The organism is Sphingomonas sp. SP6, from assembly GCF_058313435.1.
In genome coordinates this window covers 210669-230430 of the sequence record NZ_JBZFLG010000001.1, presented here as the reverse complement: position 1 = coordinate 230430, position 19762 = coordinate 210669, and the positions used below count along the sequence as shown (strand labels likewise).

Here is a 19762-nt window from a genome sequence, read left to right as displayed (position 1 = left end):
AACTGAACGGGAGCGGGTGAGATCACGACGTTGGCGCCCTTGGCCCTGAGCCTGAACGGCCGGACGCTCACGTTCGAGATCGACGCCCGCCCGGCCGAGCACGCATGGTTCGCGCTGGGCGTCCGCAAATCGGGCAGCTCGATCTTCAGCAGCATCGTCAACGCGCTGGCGATCTTCAACGGCATCCACGCCGTCGACCTGCCCGGCGCCATGTTCGCGCACGGCATTCCCTATATCGAGTGGAACAGCGATCCGCGGATCGCCGACGTCGTCTGGCGCGGCAACCTCTACATCGGCTTCCGCGACCCGCCGAGCGCGTTCTTCGGCGATCCGGTGTTCAAGGCGGCCCGCAAGATCCTGCTGGTCCGCGATCCGCGCGACGCGCTGGTCAGCGAATATTTCTCGAACGCCTTTTCCCATTCGCTGCCGACCGCGCCGACCGGCGGGACGGTGATGGAGGTCGAGCGCCGCCGTGCGCTTCAGTCGAGCCTGGAGGAGTATGTGCTGGAGCGCGTCGACCAGCTCAACCGCACGGTCGCGGCATACAAGCACCTGATCGGCGACCCGAACCTGCTGATTCTTCGGTACGAGGACGTGATCTTCCGCAAGGCCCGCTGGATCGACCAGATCGTCGCCCATTTCGGCTGGCGCGTGACCGACGAGCATGCCCGTCGTATCCTCGAATGGGCCGATGTGCGGCCCAGTGCGGAGGATCCGAACGCCTTCGTCCGCCGGGTCGACCCCGGCGATCACCTGAACAAATTGTCGGCCGGGGTCATCGCGAAGGTGAACGGCAAACTGTCCGACGTGTGGAGCAGCTTCGGCTATGTCCTGGGGGAGTAGGTTCCTGAAGGGCCGCCGCAGGCCGGTGGAAAAATCCCCTTCGTCGCCAGCCGCCGCGCCGGCCGCGCCGCCCGCTTCGTGCGAGCCGCAAGCGCCCGAGCCGGCGCTCTCGGTCGCCCAGGCCGAAGCCCTGCTCGCCCAGGGCGTCGACACGCCCGACGCGGACCGCGCACGGGCGATCTTCGACGAGGTGGAGGCGTCAGGCCGGCTGGCGGAGTGGGCGGCCTTCCGGATCGGGCTGCTCGAGCGCGCCCGCGGCGACGAGGAGGCAGCCGACGCGGCGTTCACGCGCGCGATCGGGCATGCGCCGGCGCTGTTCTGGGCGCATTACGAGCGGCTGGGATTGCCGAGCGTCCGCGCCGATCGCGGGCGGCGCGATCGTTACGTCGATGCGGTGATCGAGATCGAATGGGAGCCGCTCCAGGCGCCGCACGTCCACGAGTTCGAGGCGGTGGCGCAGGCCGTTTGGCGCGATGGCAAGCGCGACTTGGCCGGGCGGCTACTCGCGCGGCTGTTCCCTTCCGACGCCCTCGGCGCCGATTCGCTCGCCCGGATCGTCGAGACCGCGCTCGATCCTGCGTTGGTCGAGGCCGCGTCGGCGCGCCGTGAGGCGGTGCTCGGCCGGCTTGACGGCGGCGCGAAGGCGACGGGCGCGCCGCAGGGCGGACACAATGCCTTCGACGCGGCCGTCGCGGACTTCAACGCGGGCCGCCTCAGGGCCGCCGCCGCAACGCTGGAGGCGTTGAAGGGGTCGCCGGAGTTCGGCGGATGGGTGCACTTTTACCTCGGGCGGATCTACGCGGACGAGGCGGACCAGAGCCGGGGACTGAACGCCTTCGACGCCGCGGTCGCCGCCGAGCCGAAGCTGTTCTGGGCGCATTTCGAGCGCGTGGTGCTGGGGAGTTCGCTGGGCGTCCCCGACGTCCGGCTGACCGACTACGTGACCCGTCTCGAGGCGCTGGCCTGGGAGCCGCTCCAGCCGCAGCACGTCCGCCAACTCGAGCAGGTCGGGCACGCCTTGTGGGAGCGCGGCGACCGCCAGGGCGCGGGACGATTGCTGGGCCGGCTGTGGCCGTCAACCGAACTGGGCCTTCACGCCCTCGTTCGGATCGTCGAGCGCGCGCCCGACCGGGACGTACAACGGCAGGCGGCGGACCGGCTTCACGGCCGGGCCGATCTCGACGCGACCGCGCTGCGCGTGCTGTCCGAATATCATGCGCGGCACGGCGAGGGCGACCGCGAGATCGAATCGCGTGAGCGCGCGTTCGAGCTGAAGTCCTTCGACTTCGACACCTGGGTCGGCCTCGTGAAGTCCTACGCCGCGAACGGTGAGCGCGAGCGCGCCTTCGCGACGATCGCGCAGGGCGATCATTTCTCGGCCAAGCAGCACGAATATGCGGTTCTCGTCGCCCAGGTCGAGCTGGGCGACACCGACGAGGCGTTCCTGGCCTTCCGGACTTATTGCCGCATCCACGGCGACGTTCCGAAATACCCGGGCATTCGGACCGCATACCGGCTCGCCGACCGGTTCGACCTCGCCCGGCGGGACGAGGTGACCGGCATTCTCGCGGCAACCTATCCCGGCGACCGCGATGTCGCGCTCGTGCTGATCAACGCGGCGATGCGTGATCAGCGCTGGGCCGACGCCCGCGCGGTGTTCGATACCCATTTCGGCGACGGGAAGGACACCGGACAGGATGTCCGCCTCGCGCGGGTCGACGTCCTCGCCTTCGGTGGCGAGCTCGACGAGGCGGCACGGCTGCTTGAGGCCGAGCGAGTGGACGGCGTACTGCCGCCGCCGTTCCTGCGCTCGAGCATCCGCATCCTGTCCGAGATGGAACGCTGGTCGGAGGTGTTCGAGATCGGGCTGGCGCAGCTCGGCGACGAGGATTCGTTTCCCCAGTTCTTGTCGGTGCTGGTCCGCGCCGCGCGCAAGCTCGACGGCGGCGAGCGGCTGCTCGACGCCTTGCTGGCGCTGCCCCGTCCGCTCGCGTCCGAGCAGACCGCCGCGATCCACGCGGTGATGGAGGATCTCGCCGAACGGGGTCAGGACGTCCTCGCGCGGGCCGCAGACATCGAACTGCCGTTCGAACGCCGCCATCGGATCGAACTGAAGCTGCGCGGAGACGCCGGACCGGGGCCGGCGGCAAAGGACCTCTGCATCTATTACTGCGCCGACGAAGCGTATCTGACCCCCGCGCTGGTGTCGCTCACCTCGCTGGCGTTGAGCAACGTCAGCGTGGCGCGGCGCGCGGTCTTCCACATCGTCGTGGACTCAAATGTGGTCGCGCGGGCGCGGGCGGCAGCCGGCTCGCTGGCCCGACGACTCGGGCTGACCATCGAGGTCGTCGACGCGGTGATGGTGGTGGCCTCCACCGAAGGGCTGCGCACAAGTTACGGCCTGTTCACCGGCGGTCAGCAGCTCGCGCTCGCCGCTTATTACCGCATCTTCTTCGCGCGCTGGCTGGTCGACCAGAAGCGGTTCGCGCAGGCGCTCTATGTCGACGCCGACACGATCGTGCGCAGCGGGCTCGAAGAGATGTTCGCACTCGATCTGGACGCCCCGATCATGGCGCGCCGCGATGACGATCGGCCGGAGGTTCGTCACGCGACGGCGCTCCACAAGCTGCAAGGGGCCTATTTCAATAGTGGGGTCCTGCGCTTTGCGCTGGACCACGCCGAGCTTCCGGAGCTGCTCGACCGGACGATCGCGGCGGCGACCGACCCCAGCGTCGAGCTGATCTTCCAGGATCAATGCGCGCTCAACATCGGCTTCGATACACGCGCAGCCGACCTGCCGGCGCGCTTCAACGCCTTCACGCCGCCGAGCGTGTCGGGGGACGGGATCCCTGCGTCGGAGGCGGTGATCGTCCACTTCCTGGATCGGCCGAAGCCCTGGGACAGCCTGTATCGGAAGCCGGCACGCGAGTGGTTCGAATGGTTCGACCTGGTCGAGACGCTGATTCAGGAGCCGACCGCGGCCGGCTGACGCCGCTCTGGATCGCGCGCCGCGAAATTGCTATCCTGGGCGCGGCGCAGCGGCGTCCCTGGCTTCTGACATGGATCGGTTCGATGGCTCTACTCAGCAAGTTCGACCTCAGCAGTGATTTCTCCCAATTCTATCTTTGGGGCCTGATTATCATGATGATCTTCGTGGTCCTGATGACGTGGGTGTCGCCGCGCGGCAAACAGAAGACGCGCGGCCGCCCGACCAAGATCGACGAGCGCTTTCAGAGCGTCGAGGGCGAGCTGATCGACTGACGGGCGCGGCTCGCGACCGCGGTCACCAGTCGCGAAGCGGGGGGATAGTGCGACTGGTCCGGCCGTTGCTGGTCGCGATGCCGTGGTCCTCAAACGCGCGGCGCATGGTTTCGCGGCCGCGCGCGAACGAATGCGTCTCCTCGACATAGCGGCGCCCGGCGTTGCTGACCGCGGTCCAACGCTGCGGGTCGTCGTAGAGCGAGATGATCGCCTCCGCCCACGCGCGCGGCGTCGTCGCGATCAGCGCCTCCGTACCGTCGCGAACTCCGATCCCCTCGGCCGCAATCGGCGACAGGACGGAAGGGATGCCGCTCGCGAGCGCCTCGAGCACCTTGCCCTTGATCCCCGCGCCGGTGGTGAGTGGCGCCACGAACACACGTGAGCGGTCGAGCGCTTGATCCACGCTCTCGACGAAGCCTTCGATCACGACATCCGCCGCGGCGAAGCGGGCGAACTCGGGCGGGACCGAGCTGCCATAGACGTGGAAGCTGATCCCCGTGCCCAGCCGGCGCAGCTCCGGCATGATCGCCTCGATGAAATACTCGACCGCGCGGCGGTTGGGAGGATGGCGATAGCCGCCGAGGAACGCGATCCCGTGCCGTTCGAGATAGCCCGGCGGTGCCGGCCGCGGCTCGACGACCCACGGGCAAAGCGCGACCTTGGCGCGACCCAGGGTATGCGACTCGATCACCGCATGTTCGACGACATTGTACGACAGCGTCAGGTCCACCGACTCGATCACGGCCAGCTCGGCGTCGCGGACGGTCTGCGCGTCGGCGATCAGCGCGGCGTCGCCGCCGGCGTCGTTCGCGTCGCGGATCGCGCGAAGAAAATGCAGATCGGCGTTGTTGAAGACGATCGGCGCTCGCGGATGGTGTTCGCGGACCGCGTCGATCATCTGCGCGGCGACCGAGTAGCGGGTGATGTAGATCAGGTCGAAATCGCCCGCGCGCTCCTCCAGGAACTCATGGGCGCTGAGCACGAAGGGCGCGGTCGCGCACTCGACGCCGAGTGACGCGAGCAGATCGTTGTACTTGCCGAGATAGGCCAGATTGAGGGGCAGGAACGTGACCCGGTAGCCGAGCGACTGGAGCAGCCGGATCTCCTGAATGGCGGCGTGCGCCCCTGCCGAGCGGTCGGGCTGTGGCACCTCGACATCGATCACGAGCGCCTGACGGGAATAGGTCCGCTCGAGCGCGCGCGCGCCGCGCGAGCCCGGCTCCCCGTTCCCGTCGAGGGCGGCGGACCAGCGCGCGATGAACTTGGGCTCGTTGATCGCCTGATAGCGCTTGAACCCGGTCGTCAGATCGAGCCCGTTCGAGATTCCTTCGAAATGGATGATCTCGGCAAGCGGCTGGTAGACGACGCGCTTGCCCGCGGCGCGGACGCGGAAGGCAAGGTCGGTGTCTTCGTAGTAAGCGGGGGCGAACGTCTCGTCGAACCCGCCCAACGTACGCCACAAGGGCGTAGGGACAAGGATGCACGCGCCCGAGCAATAATCCGTCTCGCGCAGGAAATTGTACCGCGGATCGCGTGCGCTGCCGAGACGACCGTAATTCCACGCCGCGCCGTTGCTCCAGACGACGCCGCCAGCCTCCTGGAGGCGGCCGTCGCCATAGACCAGCTTGGCGCCGACGAGCCCGACGTCGTCGTAATTGTCGAAGGGCTCGATCAGGCGGTCGAGCCAATGCGGCGTGACCTCGGTGTCGTTGTTCAGCAGCAGGACGAACTCGCCGCGCGCGGCCGCGGCGCCGGCGTTGCAGGCATGGACGAAGCCCCTCGCCGCTTCGTGTCGGACGACCCGCACCCCGGGGGCGAGCGCCGCGAGGTCGCGCGTCTGGTCGCTCGAACCGTCATCGACGACGATGACCTCGAAGGCGGTTCTGTTCGGCATCAGCACCAGCGACGCCAGGCACCGATAGGTGTAGTCGAACTTGTCGTGGACCGGGATTACGATGGTGACCCGCGGCGTCTCGCCGACCGGAAGCGACAGCGGGACATAGCTCCGTCCCAGCCCTACGCGCGGCGCGCCCTCGACCAGGAAGCGGTGAGCGACGGCGTAATCGGCGGCGGTCTGCGCGTCGGGTGTCTCGGTCAGGCGCTCGGCGAGCGCGGCGTAGCGGTGGGCCGCGCTCGTCGACAGGCGGCCGAGCAATCCCTTGCCGGCGTAATCCTGAAGCGTCGATGCGGGCGTGAGCGTCGTCGGGGTGATCGTCGCCAGCCGCGCGATGACGGTCTCGCCGACCAGCACTTCGAAAGCGTGCGGGCGGCCGTCGCAGACCTCGGCGGGCAACCGAATGGCGAACGCGCGTCGCCGGCCCTCCCCCTTCGCGACCGTCCAGCCGAGCATCGCGCCGCCCTCGACGAGCGTTACCCGGACGAGGTCGTCGTAGCCGGACGGCACGTCGACCACGCCCTTGAGGAAGGGCGAGGGCTCGGCCCTCTCGACGAAGATCGGTGGGTCGATCCGCTCCTCGTCGGGCACGGCGGGCAGCCGCTGGCCGAGCGTCGCGAGCTCGCGGTGCGCGTTCCCGGTCGGGTCGCTCACCGCGCTGCGCTGATAATGCTCGATCGCCTCATCCACCCGGCCCATGGCCTTGAACAGGTGGCCCATATTGAGCAGGAGGTCGGGATCGCCGGGCCTCAGCGAGAGCGCGCGTCGGTACGCCTGCTCCGCCCCATGAAAATCCCCCCCCTCCTTGGTGACATGGCCGAGCTGGACCCAGATCGGGAAATGGTCCGGGTTACGCGCCAGATGGGCCCGGTAATGCTCGATCGCCTCCTGCCACAGGCCGCGATCGCGCGCCGCGTCCCCGAGGTCGCGCAGGCGAGACTTGCCGCCTGGGCCCAGAGCCTTCCTCAACCAACGCGCCATCGTATCTCCTGAATCCTATCCGAGCCGTTCGGCGGTCCACATCGCCTCGCGCTCGTCGGCGGCGCGGCCCGGCCGCCACGGCTCGGGACGGCCGGTGCGGTCGATGTGGCGGACGACCTCGACCATCGACGGCTCGCGGATCATGTCGAAGGGATTGCCCGATCGGGCCCAGTACGGGCTCACACCGATGTCTTCGACCATGGATCGGTGGCCCCAGCGCTCGACCAGGTCCGTGCGCTCGCTCTCGTCCCACGCGACGTCGGCCTTGGTCGAGTTGAAGCCGCGGGTGACCGATTCGAAATGGATCGCCTCGATCCGCGGCTCGTATCGGATCGTCAGCCCCCGCTCGCGCAGCTTGAGGCACAGGTCCAGATCGCTGTGAGCGACCCCCATCACGACGTCGATGCCGCCGACCGCCGCCCAGTGCGACCGCGCCATGCCGAGGAACGCGCCGGTCACCGCGCCGACGGTCCGCGGCGTCACCAGCCGGCGGTTCGGGCCTGGATCGCTGGCCGCCACTCCCCTGCCTTCGTGCTCGGTATGGCCGGGCACCATCCCGAAGACCACGCCGCCGTGCTGGACCGTGCCGTTGGGATAGAGGAGCCGCGCGCCGGCCGCGCCGACGCCCGGTTGCGACAGCGTGTCGATCAGCACGTCGTCCCAGTCGCGGCTGAGCATCTCGATATCGTTGTTGGCGAACACGAGCCAGGGCGCGTCGGTCGCCGCCGCGCCCTCATTGTTGACGAGGCCCCAGTTGAACGGCTTGTCGAAGGGGATGCGGCGCGCCGCACCTTCCGCTTCGAGACGCTCCAGCAGCGTGCGGGTCTCTTCCTGCGTGCTTCGGTTGTCGATGACGACGATGTCGAGCCGCTCGGGCATGCGCGCGGTGCGGCGCAGGCTGGCGACGGCCCGCTCGAGCAGGTCCGCGCCATCCCGCGTCGGGATCATCACCGCGATGGGGTCGTCGTTCCGGACGATCCCGGGCACACGGATCAGCGGCGCGACCGGTCCCAGGCGCCCCGCGACAGGGTCCTGCCCGGTCTCGCGCGCCTGACGGGCATTGATCGGCAGCTCGATCACGGTCGCGATCAACCGGGGTACGTGGGCGACCGGCCCGGTGGTCTCCCTCAGCGCGGCGCGTCGCCATGCGTCCGACCCGTCGAAGACCGGCGCGGCGACGGGGGCCGCGTGCATCCAGACCGCAGCCGGCGCCGGCAGCCAGTCGAGCGAGGCGGGATCGAAGGCGCTGAAGAACCAGGGATCCGCGCGCAGGCTGCCGAGGTCGGGATCGAGCACGCCGTGGTCATGGTCGGCGATCACCGCCGCGGCGCCGGTGCGCGTGGCCGCGAAGACGAGCCAGGCGAGCGCGGACGGATCGAGCGCCGTGCCGGCGCTGACGATCAGGCACGGCCCGACCGGCACTTGATATCCATCAGGATCGGCGAACCGGAACCGCGGATCGATGTCGGCGAAGCTCGCGACGGGGTGCGCCCGGATCGCAGGAGGCGCGACGACCACCGCACGCCAGTCGCCGACCGTCTGCTCCTGGAGGCTCCGGAGCGTCTCGCGAAGCAGGAAGGGCGCCGCGACCGAGCCGTCGACGATCACGGTCAGTTCCCCTGCCGAGGGGGTCGCCCCGGGGGGCGGACGCACCGCGTTGTCGCGGCGAAAGCGGTCGTAGGCGGCGAACGGATAGACCGAGCCCGCGCCGAGCTCGCGGATGCGCACGTCGCCGCTCTCCAGCATGGCCGCGATCTCCGCCGTCCGCTCCCACATCGCGAGCGGCCGCAGGTCGAGCGTGCGGATCGCCGCGCGCGACTGGCTGACCATGGCCTCGCTGGCGAAGGCCGGCATAGCCTCCTCGGTCGCCGCGGCAGCCGCTATCGTCGGCGACAGCGCCTCGGGGGCGATCTCGTCTCCGGCGTCGAGGGGCGGCAGCGGCGGCAGGATGATCGATCGTTCGGGCTTGGCCCGGCGCATGGAAGACTCCTTGGTGAGCGTGCATGGCAGGCGTCGCGGCCGACCGCAACCGCGCGCGAAACGCTGATGACGCCTTCGCGGGCTTCGGATATCGCGGTGCCAACATGACCGACACCGCCGCGAGCCAGACCCGCACCACCACGCTCAATGCGTTCGGATTCTGGCCCGCTTCGGCGAGCCGGATTATGGGCTTGGGCGGCAAGGTCGTCGATCCCGACCCGACCTATGCGTTTCACAGCAACTACGCGGAGGTCGGTGCGGGCATCGTGCGCTGCGCGCTGCGCTTCGACCGGCTGGAGGCGGCGATCGGACTGATCACGATCCGCGTCAACGGCCTGCCCCCCGGTCCCGGCGCACGCGCCGAGACGATCCGGACCTGGACCGCGTCGCTCCGCGATCTGGCCGAAGGCGAAGGCGTGGCCGAGGTCTCGTTCCAGGCGAGTGCCGGGACGCGCTATGCGGTCCTGGGTCACATCTATGACGAGACCGATGCGCGGGCGCACGATCTCGAGATTACGCTGATCACCGACCTCGAGGTCGCGTCTTCCGATCACCGTGCCGCAACCCGCAAATCGATCTTCGGTCGCCGCGTCTTCAGGCGCGCGACGCGGATGTTCGTGCCCGACGCCGCGACGCTCGTCGACCCGGTGTCGCAGGCCTGCACCGCCGCCCAGTTCGACGAACCCGCGTACCAGCGCTGGGCCGACGAAATGACGGTGACGCCGGTGCGTCACCGTCGGCAGTGGGAGCTGGTCTACATCCTTCAGACGCTGTGGCGCTACGGGATGCTTCGCCCGGGCGCGCGCGGGCTCGGCTTTGGCGTCGGGGTCGAGCGGCTGCCGGCCGTGATGGCGGCGCACGGCTGCACCGTCGTCGCCACCGATCTAGCGGTGGACGATGCGCGTGCGACGGACTGGAGCGGCGCTCGCGAACGCGCGAGTTCGATCGAATCGCTCCGCTTCCCGACGATCTGCGCCGACGAGGTGTTCGATCGGCAGGTAAGCTTTCGCGCCGTCGAAGCGACGAAGATCCCGCTCGACCTCACGGGGTTCGACTTCACCTGGTCGGCGCGCTCGCTCGCCCATCTCGGCTCCATCGAAGCTGGGCTCGACTTCATCCGCAATTCGGTGAGCTGCCTGACGTTCGGTGGGCTGGCGGTGCACACCGCCGATTTCAACGTCGGTTCGAACCTGGACACGATCGACAACGAGGCGACCGTCCTGTTCCGGAAGCAAGACCTTGAAAAGATCGCGGTCGACCTCGTCTCTCGCGGTCATTACGTCGCTCAGTTCAAGTACGACCTCGGAACCACGCCGCTCGATCGACAGATCGACGTGCCGCCGTATTCGACAAGCGAACAGATCAAGTCGAGAATCGACGACCACGTCGCGACCTCGTTCGGGATTATCGTGCGCCGCGGAGATCGCTGACGCCGTCGATCACGTCGAGGACGATATCGAGGTGATCGCTCCACCCCATCGGGGCCCAGCTGAGCAAGCGATCGAGCTGTGCGATCCGCCTGGCGGAATCGCGCTGCGCATAGTCGAGGATCGCGGTCAGCCAACCAAGCCCGTCGATCGGATCGAGATATTCGGGAACGTCGCCGCCCACTTCGCGCAGGGATTCGAGGTCGCTCGCGATCACCGGCACCCCGGCCGCCAACGCCTCGGCGACCGGCATCCCATAGCCCTCGGCGAACGACGGGATCAGGACCGCGCGGGCGCCCGCGAGCAGCGCGTCGAGCTGACGGTCGGACACGTCCGCCGCCTCCTCGACATGGCCGAACAGGATCGTGCTGCGCTCGAGCACGTCGATGACGTTCTCGTTCTCCCAGCCGCGCCGACCGACCAGGATCAGCCGGGGGGCGCCCTCGCCGAGCTGTTCGACCAGCCGCCGCCACACGTTCAGGAGCAGCAGATGGTTCTTGCGCGGCTCGATCGTCGCGACGCAGACGAAGTAAGGGCGCTCGGCGACCGGTTCGCGAACTCGAAGCGGCGGGACGTCGCCCCATTCCACCCCGAGATGCGCGACCCGCGTGATCCGACGGCGCGCGGGGGAGACGTGCTGGGCGATAGCGTCGAGCGTGGCCTGCGAATTGCCGATGATGCCGTCGGCGTAGAGGTCGATCGTCCGCATCCGTTTCGCGTGCTCGACCGCCCCATTCGGTCGCGCGAACTCCGGATGGGTCAAAGGAATGACGTCGTGGACGAGGATCACGAAGCCGGCGCGTTCGGTCTCGAGGATGCGACCCACCAGCGCCTCGTTCTCGAGGTGGTGCGGCGATGCCTGAAGGTAGATGCGGGGACCTTCGGCGAACGGCACGGCCCGCGGGCGCAGCGCGAACAGGTGGCGGATCGCTTGCGCACGGACCTCCTCGGGTGTGGCGATCTCCCGCGTCTGCCAGCGCGCCTGCGTAAAGGCGAGGAACTGGCGCACCGCCGAAAGCTCGAGCCGACCGTAATAGCCGCCCGCGGGGTGGACTGCGGAGAAGCGCAGCCGCTCGGGCACCCGCCGCAACAGCTCCATCGCATAGGCGAGCTCGACCCGATCGATCCCGGTCGGCGTGGTATGATAGGCGCGGCTGAGCAGGCGCGAGAGGTCGAACACGATCCGTGGCTGCCGCCAGGCCGGGCGCCGCCGTTTGGGCAGCAGCCCCTTGCTGAACAGCATCTGCGCCGGCGCTTTAAACGGTCTTATCGCCAATGGGCGACCCTGACGATGTCGGGTTTGAGCCGCGGGACCGTGAGCCGCGGAATCGCGTTCTCGACGAGCATCGCGAGCCCTTCCTCGCTGAGGAAGCTGCCGCGGATCAACGACCGATCGATCACCACGCGCCGCACCGCCGCCCAGAGCTCGGGATCGGGCGGGGTGGGGTCGGCCCAGAACTCCTCGAGCGGGCCGCTGTGGACGACCCCCTCGACATCGTAGATCGCGTGGCCGAGCACCGCCACCGGCTTGCCCGAGTTCAGCGCAAGCGTGCCCACCGTGCTATTGACCATCACCGTGCCCAGTGCGGGTTCGAGCACCGCCGCGATATCGCCGTCGGTGACGAAGTGGACCCGATCGGCGACGCCCCAGGCGGCCGCGAGCTTGGCGGTGATCCGCCGCCAGGGGATCAGCCCGGCGTCCAGCGGATGGCGCTTGACGAGCAGGTGGGTGTCCGGCGGCGCCGCCTTGGCGAAGCTCTTGATCATGAAGCGCAGCGCGGCGCGCATGTCGCCGAACGGCGAATGGATGCGGATCTGATAGTCGGAATTGAGCTGGAGCGGGATCAGAAAATAGCGTGCCCCGGCGAGCGCCGCGAGCACCCGCTGGGACCGCCGCCGATTCGACCGGCCGACCAGCAGGCGCAGGATCCAGCCCAATCCCTCGGTCGCGGACGAGAGCGGGCGGTGATTACGGTAGAAGGGGTAGAGCGGCTTCGACAGCGCGGTCGCCAGCAGGTGACGCACGGTTTCGTTGACGCGGCGGCGGAAGCTTGCGGGAACGGGCATGGCCGGCGCTTCGGGCGGGAGGCGCGATGCCTCGGCCCGGAACCAATGCGGGTCGCGCGGCATGGGGGAGTGACCGTTGACCCCCCCCTCCTCCAAGGTCACGAAGTCGGGCCGGATGTAGCCCTCCTCCAGCACATGGACGCGCAATCCGCGGAGCTTCGCCATGCCGTGGGCGCTCGCGTGCATCGGGCGGCAGTCGCCGAACAGGATCACGTCGGTGATCCCATGCTCGACGATGAAGTCGTCGAAATAGGTCGGCCAGTTGCGCAGCGTTCCACGATAATCGGCCGCGCGGCCGGGCCAGTCGTGGCGGTCGCCCCCGCACAGATTGATGCGGAACACCCGGTGACCGCGCGCGGCGAGCGCGCCGCCGAGCCGGGCGAAATAGGACCCGTGCGGACCTTGCAGGAACAGGAAGCGACGCGAATCGTCGGCGCTCATACCGCACCAGCCCCGAAGGTCGCCCAGGTCCGGCCGTAGGCGCGCCGGATGCCCGTCAGCGCGGTCTCCTCCCGCCCCTGTCCGGAAATCAGGCGCGCGACCAGGACTTCGGGCGGGCACGGCAGCAGCGTCACGGGATCGCGGTAGCGCGGCGCCAGGATCAGCGCGGCCGCAACGAGCGCGTCCAGCGGCAGCACACGCCCGCGCCGGGGCAGCGCAGGGGCCAGATCGCAGGTGAGCCCCCAGCCCGCGTAGAAGGGCTGGCCGTGGACCGTCACCGCACGGCCGCGGAGCAAGGCTTCGAACCCGGTCAGCGACGAAAGGACATGGACTCCCTGTGCGCGCTCGACCAGCGCGAGCAGCGAGCCGCCGACCACCACCTGGTCGACCAGCCCGGCGCGGACGGGATCCGGGATCCGGCCGCGGCGCAGCCCGGCGGCGACGTCGGGATGTGGGCGGTAGAGGATGTACGCATCGGGCTCTTCCTTGCGGACCCGCGCCAGGAACGCCGCATTCCCGGCGACTCCGGCGCCGCCGCGGACGACCGAAAGGTCGTCGTCGACCTGCCCGACGGCGAGGACCACGCGGTGTCGAGGAGGAAGGTCGAGGTCGAGGTTCCCGCCCGAGTCCACCCCGTATTTGCCCAGCCGGCCCGCCACGATCGACCGGCGCAGCGCGCGGGCGCGAGCGAGCAGCACCGGGCTGAACTCGTGGCTTGCGAGAATGGTCTCCAGTTCGCTCGCCTGCGAGGGATCGAAATACACCCCGCCCTGCCGATCAAGGATGATCGACATCGGCGGCCGACACTCGGCTCCCAGCCCGTCCGACCTCAGGAAGCCGTCCTCGATCGGCCACGCCGGGTGCCCGCGGCGTTCGAGCCCCTCGGCGAAGCCGGCGGGCGCACGCGACGGCCAGAATGCAACCGCCCCCGGGTGGACGCCGGCGCGATTGGGCCCGACGAAAGGCGGCGACCGTTCGCCGTTCCAGAGGAACTGCGCGATGGCGTCGCGCTTCCATCCGGCCATGCCGACGACCGCGCCGATATCGCGATTGGCCTCGATCGTCCGCCGCCAGCCCGCAAGGGTGTTCACCGCAGCCATCGGGTCGGTCTCACGGCCGGTGAAGGGATTGCGATAGGACGCGGCGGCGATTCGGTCGAGCGCCGCCTCGGCCAGCCGCGCCTCGGCGATCTCGGCCCCGTCCCGATCCCGTACGCAGCCGCCGCGGAGCCAGGCGACGATCGCGGCGTCATCGCCGGGGCGAGCGACGACCGTGTCATTTGCGAGCCAGGGGTTGCGCGCGCCCGCCGCCCAGAACGCGCCGCCGACGCGAGCCTTGCGGAGCCGCCCGATCAACGCCGGCGGGTCGACGAGCGCCGAGCAGCCCGGCCGGGAGACCGCGGCGACCTCGTGCGCCACCCATGGAAACGGCGGCGATCGCAGGAACGGGTCGGTCGGTGCCACGGCGGCGGAACTCGTGGCCTTAGTTCGCGTGCTCGCGGACTCCCGTGACCAGCAGCCAGCCGATCGCGTAGATCACGAACAATGCGACCAGGATCGTGAGGATCGTCAGGAAGCGCTGCGGGTAAACGGATTTGACCGGCAGGTTCGGGTTGACGACGCGGACGATGTAGAGCTGCTGCTTGATCGCGTTCTGGCGCGCCTGCTCGTACGACTGGCTGACGGTGATATAGCGCTGCTGCAGGAAGGTCCGCTGGGTCTGGAGGTCCTCGTAGGTCCCGAGGCTGGACGCGATCGCGGAATGATCGCCGGTGAGCCGCCCGTTCTGACTGGCGAGTTGGGTCTCGAGCGATCGGATCTGCTGGCGCAGCGATTCCGACTGCGGGTTGTTGCCCCCGATCAGCTGGCTGGTCGCCTGGAGCTGGGAACGAGCGGCTGCGAGATTGCTCTGAAGCTGGGTGACGAGCCCGATCTGCGCCGAGGCGGAGTTCGCCGGATCGATGTCGCGCTGGGTCTGGCGGAAGTCGGTGACCTTGCCGCCGACGCCGCGAAGCGCCCGCTCGGTCTCGTCGAGCTGACGCTTCGCCAGCGACACCGCGTCATTGTACGACCGGACGTTCATCTCGTTGACCCGGCCTTCGCCGAGCAGCAGCAGCTGGCTGGCGATCGCGTAGGCGTCCTGAGGGCGGAACGCGCGCGCGGTCAGCGTGGTGATGCCGGTATCCGTGTCAAACTGGACCTGCACCTGGCGCTTGTAATAGCCGAGGAGATATTCGGGCGTCGGCCGATCGATCATGAGCCTGCTGAGGAAGTCCGCGCCCGGACGCCGCCACAGGGCGACGAGGTCCAGACGCTTCTGCAGCGCCTCGACCGCATCGTGCGACTGGAGATAATCGTCGACCGTCATCGAATCGCCGATGCTGGTCAGGCTGGATCCGCTGCTGCCGCCGCCGAAAAGGCTGCTGATGCTGCTCGCCCCCGACGAACTGGACGACCCGCTCGACTGGCTCCGCACGATGAAGTGCGCTTCCGAGACGTATTGATCGCTGGCGACGAGATACAGATATGCCGTCGCGATCAGCGTCGGCAGGATCACGAAGATCGCCAGCCACTTGCGACGCTGCCAAAGCGCCAGCAGGCGGCTCGTGAGCTGCTGCGGCGGTGCGGCCTGCACCTCTGCCGGCGACATGAAACCGTGCACTGATCTTCCCCCAACGCCAACCCGGCGCGCCGATCCCGCAGAGGATCAGGCGCGTCACGGCATGTGAATACGCTTGCGTGCCTGAGAAAGCAAAATCAGTCCGACCAGCGTGATGCCCAGGAGCCACGAGGCCAGGAACGGCACACTGAAATACTCGCCCGAGCCGGAGTAGAACCAACCGTAGCGCAGCATCTCGAAAATGTGGGCGAGCGGCACGTACAGGAACGCCGTCCGGATCGGCCCCGGCAGCATGTCCATCGCGAAAAAGGCTCCCGAAAGAGGCAGCATCAGGTAGGTGAAGGGATGAACGAGGCGGCCGATCGCCTTGCGCTCGAAGGTCAGACCCGCAACCACCAGCGACCCGCCGAACGAGAACCAGAACATCGCGAACATGCCGGCCAGCAGCCAGCCGAGGCGCACCGGCGCGTGCGTCATTCCCAGCGACACCGCCGCTGTCATCAGGATGATGAACGAAAGCCAGATCCCGACCGTGTCGAGGAGCGCGCGCGCCAGCAGGATGTCGAGCGGCTTGACCGTCCGATGATACATCAAGGGCAGGTTCGATTCGATCGCCCCCTCGCCGCGATTGAAGATGCTGCGGAAGATCATGAAGTTGCAATAGCCGATGATCGACATCGGCAGCGGCTGCACGTCGCCCTCGTGGATGCGGCTGCCGCGCGCGTGGAGCAGACCGATCATCGAGGCGAGCAGCATCGGCTCGATGATCAGCCACAGCAGACCGATGTTCTCGCGGCCGTAGCGCGTATGCATCTCGCGCAGGATCAGTGCCTTGATGACGCGGCTTTGGATCCGCAAGCCCTCAAGGAAGGTGCCGTGCTTCGGCGTCACATCGTCGCTGAGCGTGGCCATGACCGTCACCTAACCCCGCGCCGTTCCTGGGACGCAGGAGCGCTGCTACCCTAGATTTTCAGCGAGGTCGAGCGGCGTCCGCGCCCAGAACCCGCTCATAAACCGCGTGAAGCGCCCGCCGGTGACGGTCGAGCGAGAAGCGGGCGGCGCGACGCTGTCCGGCCGCGGACAGCTGCGCGCGCAGGCCCGCATCGGTATCGACGCGGCGGATCGCGGCGGCGATCGCGGGAACGTCATAGGGGTCCGCCAGCAGTGCCGCGTCACCGGCGACTTCCGGCAGCGATCCCATCGTACTGGTCACCACCGGCGCGCCGAGCTGCATCGCCTCGAGGACCGGAAGCCCGAACCCCTCGTAGAGCGAAGGGAACAGCACCGCGCGCGCCGAGGCGACCAGCTTCATGAGCAGTCGCCTGGGCAGGTAATCGAGCTGGATCACCCGCTTGGCGCCCGTCCCGCCGGCGCGGCCGATCGCGTCCATCAATCGCAGTTCCTCGTCCTTCTGCCAGGCGCGCGCGCCGACGATCACGAGGGGCGACTGAGTCTCGATCGACAGATACGCCTCGATCAGCCGGGCGACGTTCTTCTTGGGCTCGATCGCGCCGAAATAGAGGAAGTACCCCCCGGCCCCGAGCCCGAACACGCTTGCGACATCCTCGCCATCGCGCGCCATCGCCGACGCCGGCAGCGGCGCATGTTGATACGTGTTGGTGATCCGATCGTCGGCGATGTCGAACATCGCGATCACGTCGTTCCGACTCGCCTCCGACACGGTCACGATGTGCGCGGCGTCGCGGATGCAGCGCGCGACGACGCGGTGATACACGCGCTTCTGGTCGAGCGTCGCGAACGGCAGCTTCAAGGGCACGAGATCGTGGAGCGTGTAGATGTTGTGGGCGCCGGCCAGCCGGACCGCGACCGGATAGGTCCAGTGCATGATCTCGGGCGGATTCTCGATCTCGATCGTCAGAAAGCGGTTGGTCCGTCGAAAATGGAGCTCGGCGCGCTCGAACAGCAGCGCGCCGCTGTGCAGCCGGTCGAACTGCGGGAGCCGGTCGACGAAGCTGCGGCGCTCGATCAGACCCCGATCGTGAACCGGATAGACCGGCAGCCCCTTGATCAACGCCCAGCGATCGATGGCGGGGCGCAGCCATTTGGCGCTTTGGCGGACGACGCCGCGACCGATCGCCTCGTAGAAGAAGACGTCCCGGATCGTCGGATCGCGACCGACGGGGATGCCGAAGATGCCGTCGAGCCCCAGCCCCAGCGCCCGGATCGCCTCGGCAAGGCCGAACCCGTACGTGGCGACGCCGGTGCCATGGGGAAGCGCCAGGTTGTAGCCGTCGATGCCGATCGAGGGCGGCCGGGAGATCGATGCCATAGGCCCCTCCGTTACGGCAGCGCCCCCGGAACGCCAAACACTTCGGCGTAGGCGGCGAGCAGTCTCCGGCCGAAGGCGTCGACACCGAAGGCGGCGGCTGCGCGATCCAGGCCGGCGGCGCGCAGGGCCGCCCGCAGCGCCTCGTCCCGGTCGAGCCGCACGATGGCGGCGGCGAGCGCGGCAACGTCCACGGCGTCGACCATGAGCGCGGCACCGCCCGCGGTCTCCTCCAGCGCCCCGCCCGCGGAGGTGAGGACGGGCGTCCCGAGCGCCATCGCCTCGGCGACGGGCAGGCCGAACCCCTCGGCGAGCGAGGGGAAGAGGAGCGCACGCGCACCGGCGATCAGCGCCAGCAGCTCCTCGCGCGGCAGATAGGGAAGCCGGATCACGCCCGGGGCGTCGGCGTCATCTCCGCCCGCCGGGCCGGCGACGACGAGCGGCCGGGTCACGCCGCTGGCCCGCCATGCCGCGATCAGGCGAGGCAGGTTCTTGCGCGGCTCGGCCATGCCGTGGAACAGAAAATATCCGTCCGGTACCAGCCCGGCCGGAAGCGTACGCGCCGTCGACGGCGCGATCTCGACCGCGAGCCCGGCGTTGAGCACGCGCGCGGGCGCCAGCCCGAGGGTGCGGACGATCGCGTCGCGGCTGTGCTCCGACACGGTCACGATCCCGTCCGCTGCAGCGAGCACCACCGCGAGCCGCGCGCGCAGGCCCGCCGGGTCGGTGTGGGTCAGCTCGGGATGGGTCAGCGGGATCACGTCGTGGATCGTGTAGAGATTGCGCCAGCCTTCGATCCGTGCCGCCACCGGGTAGGTCCAGTGGACCACGCCGGACGGACCCGGCGCGTGCAGCGTGAGCAGCGCGCCGGTTCGCGCGAACCGCGCCTGCGCCAGCGCGAAGAGATCGCCGGCGTAGAATCCGTCGGGCTCGCGCCGCAGCCGCAGCGACCCGGTCCGCCCCGCCTCGAGCCACCGCCGCCACCGGCGGACCCGTCCCTCGCGACGCCCGAACCGACCTCGCGCGGCATCGTCGAGGATCAGCGGCGGCGCACCGACCCGCGTCAGCGCGGCCCGGACGGTGCGGGCGTAGGTCGCGACGCCGGTCGCCTCCGCGGCGAGCATCCGGCCGTCGAGGCAAAGCGGCACCTTTTGCTCCACGCGCCGATCCTGTAGCAGCGCCCCCGCGCCCGTCCATCCCGGCCCCGCGCGCGGACCCGCTCCCCGGAAAGAGCCCCATGATCATCCTCGATCGCGTCAGTAAGTCCTACCAGGGCCAGAGCGGCGTCAACGAAGTCCTCCAGGACGTAACGTTCACGATCAATCGCGGCGACAGCATCGGCATCTGCGGGGCGAACGGCGCCGGCAAGTCGACGCTGATGAAGCTGCTCTCCGGCGTCGAGCGACCGACCAGTGGCACCGTCACACGCAAGATGTCCGTGTCGTGGCCGATCGGCCTCAGCCAGGCATTCCAGACGTCGCTCACCGGTGCCGACAACGCGCGCTTCATCGCCCGCATCTATGGTAAGGACGAGCGCCAGCTGCTCGACTTCGTCGACGACTTCGCCCAGCTCGGCCGGTACATGCACGAGCCGATCAAGGTCTACTCGGCCGGCATGGGCGCGCGCTTGGCCTTCGGGATCTCGCTGGCGATCCGGTTCGACTGCTATCTGGTCGACGAGATCACCGGCGTCGGCGACGAGCGGTTCCGCGCGCGCTCGGAGGAGGCGCTGCAGGAGCGCAAGCGCGACGGCACGCTGATCATGGTGTCGCACGACAGCAACACGCTGCTGCGCTACTGCGACAAGGGCGCGGTGGTCTATGCGGGCGCGGTGACGCTTTACGATACCGTCCGCGAGGCGGTCGACGTCCACCACCGGCTGCAAAGTTTCCCGCAACAGCGGCGCTGACGCATTGTGTTGGCCGCGGGCCTCGGATAATCGGCGCTTCTTCCTGGGCCGTA

At 69.0% G+C, this 19762-nt stretch carries 14 protein-coding genes; 5 read left to right on the top strand and 9 right to left on the bottom strand.

Annotated elements, in window-relative coordinates; genetic code table 11:
- Positions 1 to 39 precede the first annotated feature (39 nt).
- From AC4GYY_RS01055 to AC4GYY_RS01045, 3 genes are all read left to right on the top strand, one after another.
- Positions 40 to 843, top strand: coding sequence for a sulfotransferase domain-containing protein (locus tag AC4GYY_RS01055; RefSeq protein ID WP_491117972.1), 804 nt, complete (start codon positions 40 to 42; stop codon positions 841 to 843).
- A gap of 25 nt (positions 844 to 868) precedes the next feature.
- Entirely contained in the window at positions 869 to 3832 is a 2964-nt protein-coding gene (locus AC4GYY_RS01050; protein ID WP_491117970.1) for a glycosyltransferase, read from the top strand.
- An 83-nt stretch (positions 3833 to 3915) separates the two neighbouring features.
- A complete protein-coding gene (locus tag AC4GYY_RS01045; protein WP_491117968.1) occupies positions 3916 to 4104 on the top strand; it encodes a hypothetical protein in 189 nt (62 codons plus the stop codon).
- Between the two features lie 22 nt (positions 4105 to 4126).
- Here the strand turns inward: AC4GYY_RS01045 and AC4GYY_RS01040 are convergent, their stop codons facing one another.
- Together AC4GYY_RS01040 and AC4GYY_RS01035 are read right to left on the bottom strand one after the other, a co-directional pair.
- Entirely contained in the window at positions 4127 to 6979 is a 2853-nt protein-coding gene (locus AC4GYY_RS01040) for a glycosyltransferase (protein ID WP_491117966.1), read from the bottom strand.
- A gap of 15 nt (positions 6980 to 6994) precedes the next feature.
- Positions 6995 to 8959 carry a glycosyltransferase gene (locus tag AC4GYY_RS01035; RefSeq protein WP_491117965.1) on the bottom strand — a complete coding sequence of 655 codons (1965 nt, stop codon included), beginning with the start codon at positions 8957 to 8959 and terminating at the stop codon, positions 6995 to 6997.
- A 104-nt stretch (positions 8960 to 9063) separates the two neighbouring features.
- On the opposite strand from AC4GYY_RS01035, the gene AC4GYY_RS01030 reads away from it, so the two are divergent.
- Positions 9064 to 10389: a class I SAM-dependent methyltransferase gene (locus AC4GYY_RS01030; protein ID WP_491117963.1), complete on the top strand. Its 1326-nt coding sequence runs from the start codon at positions 9064 to 9066 to the stop codon at positions 10387 to 10389.
- Here AC4GYY_RS01030 and AC4GYY_RS01025 read toward each other — a convergent pair.
- From AC4GYY_RS01025 to AC4GYY_RS00995, 7 genes are read right to left on the bottom strand one after another with little or no spacing between them, the layout of a single operon-like run.
- Positions 10364 to 11662: a glycosyltransferase family 4 protein gene (locus AC4GYY_RS01025; RefSeq protein WP_491117961.1), complete on the bottom strand. Its 1299-nt coding sequence runs from the start codon at positions 11660 to 11662 to the stop codon at positions 10364 to 10366. The genes AC4GYY_RS01030 and AC4GYY_RS01025 overlap by 26 nt on opposite strands.
- Positions 11653 to 12894, bottom strand: a complete 1242-nt coding sequence (locus AC4GYY_RS01020) for a capsule polysaccharide biogenesis protein (RefSeq protein WP_491117959.1) — start codon at positions 12892 to 12894, stop codon at positions 11653 to 11655. The genes AC4GYY_RS01025 and AC4GYY_RS01020 overlap by 10 nt, the downstream gene beginning before the upstream one ends.
- Positions 12891 to 14357 carry a capsular polysaccharide export protein, LipB/KpsS family gene (locus AC4GYY_RS01015; protein ID WP_491117957.1) on the bottom strand — a complete coding sequence of 489 codons (1467 nt, stop codon included), beginning with the start codon at positions 14355 to 14357 and terminating at the stop codon, positions 12891 to 12893. The genes AC4GYY_RS01020 and AC4GYY_RS01015 overlap by 4 nt, the downstream gene beginning before the upstream one ends.
- Positions 14358 to 14376: 19 nt before the next feature.
- Positions 14377 to 15555, bottom strand: coding sequence for a KpsE/RkpR family capsule polysaccharide export protein (locus AC4GYY_RS01010; protein ID WP_491117955.1), 1179 nt, complete (start codon positions 15553 to 15555; stop codon positions 14377 to 14379).
- A gap of 54 nt (positions 15556 to 15609) precedes the next feature.
- Positions 15610 to 16425 carry an ABC transporter permease gene (locus AC4GYY_RS01005; RefSeq protein WP_491117953.1) on the bottom strand — a complete coding sequence of 272 codons (816 nt, stop codon included), beginning with the start codon at positions 16423 to 16425 and terminating at the stop codon, positions 15610 to 15612.
- Positions 16426 to 16483: 58 nt separating this feature from the next.
- Positions 16484 to 17803, bottom strand: a complete 1320-nt coding sequence (locus AC4GYY_RS01000; protein WP_491117951.1) for a glycosyltransferase family 4 protein — start codon at positions 17801 to 17803, stop codon at positions 16484 to 16486.
- Positions 17804 to 17814: 11 nt separating this feature from the next.
- Positions 17815 to 18948: a glycosyltransferase gene (locus tag AC4GYY_RS00995; protein ID WP_491117949.1), complete on the bottom strand. Its 1134-nt coding sequence runs from the start codon at positions 18946 to 18948 to the stop codon at positions 17815 to 17817.
- 89 nt (positions 18949 to 19037) lie between these two features.
- Here AC4GYY_RS00995 and AC4GYY_RS00990 point away from each other — a divergent pair, with 89 nt between their 5' ends.
- A complete protein-coding gene (locus AC4GYY_RS00990) occupies positions 19038 to 19709 on the top strand; it encodes an ABC transporter ATP-binding protein (RefSeq protein ID WP_491117947.1) in 672 nt (223 codons plus the stop codon).
- Positions 19710 to 19762: the final 53 nt, after the last annotated feature.